This is a genomic window from Clostridium sp. (assembly GCF_051278035.1).
Classification (GTDB): domain Bacteria; phylum Bacillota; class Clostridia; order Clostridiales; family Clostridiaceae; genus Clostridium_AD.
The window spans coordinates 1-4,067 of record NZ_JBNMNU010000262.1 but is presented as its reverse complement, the minus strand read 5'-3'; the positions used below and the strand labels follow the sequence as shown (position 1 = coordinate 4,067).

The window sequence follows — 4,067 nt, the reverse complement described above, 5'->3', positions numbered from 1 at the left end:
GATATAGAAGTTTCAAGTACTATAATTTTTTTAGGAAAAACTGTATAGAAACATGAGAGAGTTGAAATGATAAATTGCTGATAATCAGCATGAGTGCCCCAGTTTTTAAGCATAAAATAATCCTCCTATTAAAACATGTCTTTAGGAGGAGGACTTCAAAATTTTACAGACTTGTCAAGTGTTTTATGCGAAAAAAGTGGGGGAATCAACAAAAATTAATGATACTAAAAATGAGTAATCACAGGAGCTAAGGAGTTTCCGTGAAAGCTCATATAAATAAAGGGGGAATTGAAATGGAACAAAATAAAAAGAAAAATGGTCTTTTAAAATGCCAGATACTTATGTAATTATATTTTTTGTTGTTTTAATGGCGGCATTATTAACTTATGTCTTACCTTTAGGTAGATTTGAGGTTAATTATAAAGCTTATGATGTAAGCGACAAATTGATTGCAGAAGTTGCAGATGGAGAAAGTGCTTCTTTTACATTAGATAGCAAAAACTATGTTATTGACGCCTCAGGTGATGAAACATTGTTACTTGAAGAAGGGGTAGAAGAACCACTCGGAGAAATAAATAAGGGTAAGGCTAGGGCCTTAGAAATAAAAGATGGAGATAAGCTATCATTTAAGGTAGTACAGGAATATGGAAAATTTGTTTCAGAGGGAGAAAGAAAAGGGATTAGTTTATTTGAAAGTGGTGGAGATGTAGGTTTTCTTAACTATATGTTTGAAGGTCTTGTAAAAGGCGACAAGTGGGGAAGCGCAGTAGGTGTTATAGCATTTATTTTAGTTGTTGGTGGTGCATTTGGAATTATACTCAAAACTGGTGCTGTAGAGGCCGGTATTCTTTCAATGATAAGTAAAATTAAAGGCAAAGAGGTTATACTTATACCAGTAATTTTCGCGCTATTTTCACTAGGTGGTGCTGTATTTGGCATGGGTGAAGAAGCAATTCCTTTTGCTATGATTATTGTACCGCTTGTAATAGCAATGGGGTATGATGCAATAGTTGGTATCATGATTACTTACGTTGCAACGTCATGGATGAATCCGTTTAGCGTAGCTATTGCCCAAGGAATAGCAGGTATACCAGTATTATCTGGTGCAGGATTTAGAATGATTTTATGGGTAGTATTCACTGCAATAGGTATAGCATATACATGGTTTTATACTAAGAAAATTAGAAAAAATCCAACGTCGTCAGTAGCTTATGAGTCAGATGCTTTTTATAGAGATGATTTTAAAGGGAAAGATATTAAGGATGTTAGGTTTATATTTGGGCATAAATTAGTTCTTGTTACCATATTACTCGGGATTATATGGGTTGTATATGGCGTTAGTAAATATGGTTTCTACATTCCAGAGATTGCAACAATATTCTTTACCATGGGACTTGTTTCAGGTATTATTGCTGTAATATTTAAACTTAATAATATGAGCGTAAATGATATTTCAATTTCCTTCAAAGAAGGAGCAAAAGATTTAGTTGGGGCTGCACTCGTAGTAGGTATGGCACAGGGTATCATTTTAGTACTTGGAGATTCGTCTCCTGTAAATAACTCTGTTTTAAATACTATTCTTAATGGCATGGGATCTACACTTAGTGGTTTATCATCAGGATTTAATGCTTGGTTTATGTTTATATTCCAATCAGTATTTAACTTCTTTGTAGTTTCCGGATCAGGTCAAGCAGCTATAACTATGCCACTAATGGCACCACTTGCAGATATTGTAGGTGTAAGTAAACAAGTTGCAGTACTTGCTTTCCAATTAGGTGATGGATTTACAAATCTAATCGTTCCAACTTCAGGTTGCCTCATGGCAGTACTTGGTGTTGCAAGATTAGACTGGAGTAAATGGGCGAGATTCCAGATTAAATTCCAAGCAATATTAGTCGTACTATCTTCAATTGTAATGTTTGTAGCTGTAGCAATAGGATTTTAATAAGTATATGAGAGGGGAATTAGTATGGTAACTTTGATTAAAGGAGGAAAAGTATATTCACCACAGTATATAGGAAACAAAGACATTTTAATATGTGGTGGTAAAATAGAGCTTATAGAGGATTGTATTAGCGTAGAAAACTGTGGGCTTGAGGTCAAAGTAATAGAAGCCTCTGGAAAATTAGTGTTTCCAGGATTCATTGATTCGCATGTCCATATTTTAGGCGGAGGAGGAGAGGGTGGATTTAAAACTCGAACTCCAGAAATTAAATTATCTGACTTAACAACTGCAGGTGTAACTACAGTTGTTGGATGTTTAGGTACTGATGGAATATCAAGAGACATGAAGTCATTACTTTCAAAGTCAAGAGCACTTGAAGAGGAAGGGATATCAACTTTCATATATACAGGGTCTTATAGAATGCCAGTTAAGACAATGATGGAAAATGTGCAAGAAGATATAATTTTGCTTGATAAAATTATTGGTATTGGAGAAATAGCACTTTCGGACCAGCGTTCTAGTCATCCAACCTTTGAACAGTTTGTACAATTAGTATCAGATGCAAGAATAGGTGGCATTTTATCTGGAAAAGCAGGAATAGTGAATGTTCATATGGGTGATGGAAAAAGTGAACTTGATTATATGGATAGGTTAGCTAAAGAAACAGATATACCACTGACTCAAATTATTCCAACACATATGAATAGAGATCCATCCTTATTTCAAAAGGGATTAGAATATGCAAAAAAAGGTGGGTATATAGATTTTACTACAAGCACTACAGAAAAATTCCTAGAAGAAGGAGAGATAAAATGTAGCACTGGTCTTAAAATTATGCTAGAGGAAGGCGTGGATATTAAGAACATAACCTTTACTTCTGACGGACAGGGAAGTCTTCCAGACTTCGATGAAAGTGGAGATTATATAGGTCTTAAAGTTGGAAAATGTGAATCCTTATATAAAGAGGTAAGAGATGCTATAATTAATGAAAATATTAGTGTGGAAAATGCAATTAGTGTAATAACATCAAATCCTGCAGAACACTTAAAACTTAAAACAAAAGGAAATTTAAAGATTGGATTGGATGCAGATATTGTTCTGGTTAATGAGAATGATTTTAATATTAATACTGTAATAGCAAAGGGTAGAATAATGATTCATGAAAATAAGATTTTGGTCCTGGGGACATTTGAGTAATAAAATTTATACCTGATAAAAGCTGTGAATTTACTTTCACAGCTTTTATAGTTCTTTACTTATGAGAAATATACGTTGATTTAACAGCAATAGTAACAGATTCAGAGAGTATTGTAATTTTATGATCAAAATGTTATAATGTAAATATAGATTAATAAGTTTATGAATTTTAGAATGAGGTGGATGCAATGTTTAATTTTAACAATAGTGTTTTTATGCTTAATAATTACTTAAAAGCTTCTAACATAGGGTTAGGTGAATTTACTTGCGCCAAAAATAGAATAACATTAAATTATAAATTAGATTGAAACACCTAGAGAGCGCATATGCTTTCTAGGTGTTTTATTTTTGAAATTCATCTATGGCAAGGAGCTTAGCACCTTGTACTCGAGATATTAAAAGGAGAAATAAACTATGAATAAGAGTGAGATTATAATAAAAGGGTTACCTTTAAAAACAACTAAGCTAGAGAATGGGGATGTTAATTTACTATTTAAAATAGCAAATTATGATAAACTGGATTCGATTTATAGAGTAATTGCAAAAAAAGATTATTGGAAAGATGTAGTAGAAGGTATGACTAATGTGAATTATTTTGTAATTAAAGGTGAACTTAAAGCCTGCGTAAATAGTAAAGGTACACCGTTTATTTCAGTGGAAGCAACATCAATTAAAGCATTTCAACTGTTAAAAGATGAGAATGGGCAAATAGATTTAAATAACGAAATGCCAATTGGAACTAATGAAATAGTGGATATATCAAGGCTAGTAAATCAAGATGAAGATATGGCAATAAAACGTTCGAAGAATAAAGCAATAAATTACATAAAAAACAATAAGAAGTTTAGTAGACCTATTATTGTTAAAAAAGAAACCTTTATTATAGTGTCAGGACATGATCAATATGCAGCAGCACAAGAACTTG

General features: G+C 32.8%; 3 protein-coding genes. All 3 read left to right on the top strand.

What is annotated here, in order from left to right:
- The first annotated feature begins 328 nt into the window (after positions 1–328).
- The gene (gene yfcC / locus ACJAX4_RS22475) at positions 329–1,945 is read left to right on the top strand and encodes a putative basic amino acid antiporter YfcC (RefSeq protein ID WP_435791672.1); all 1,617 of its coding nucleotides are present in this window, start codon (positions 329–331) and stop codon (positions 1,943–1,945) included.
- Positions 1,946–1,969: 24 nt separating this feature from the next.
- Positions 1,970–3,142, top strand: a complete 1,173-nt coding sequence (gene iadA / locus ACJAX4_RS22470; protein WP_435791671.1) for a beta-aspartyl-peptidase — start codon at positions 1,970–1,972, stop codon at positions 3,140–3,142.
- A 414-nt stretch (positions 3,143–3,556) separates the two neighbouring features.
- The coding region (locus tag ACJAX4_RS22465) for a hypothetical protein (protein ID WP_435791670.1) at positions 3,557–4,067 on the top strand (511 nt) is incomplete at its 3' end.

Excerpts from the sequence above, each read along its gene's own strand:
- yfcC (WP_435791672.1), top strand. The coding sequence starts at position 329 with ATGCCAGATACTTATGTAATTATATTTTTTGTTGTTTTAATGGCGGCA.
- iadA (WP_435791671.1), top strand. The coding sequence starts at position 1,970 with ATGGTAACTTTGATTAAAGGAGGAAAAGTATATTCACCACAGTATATA.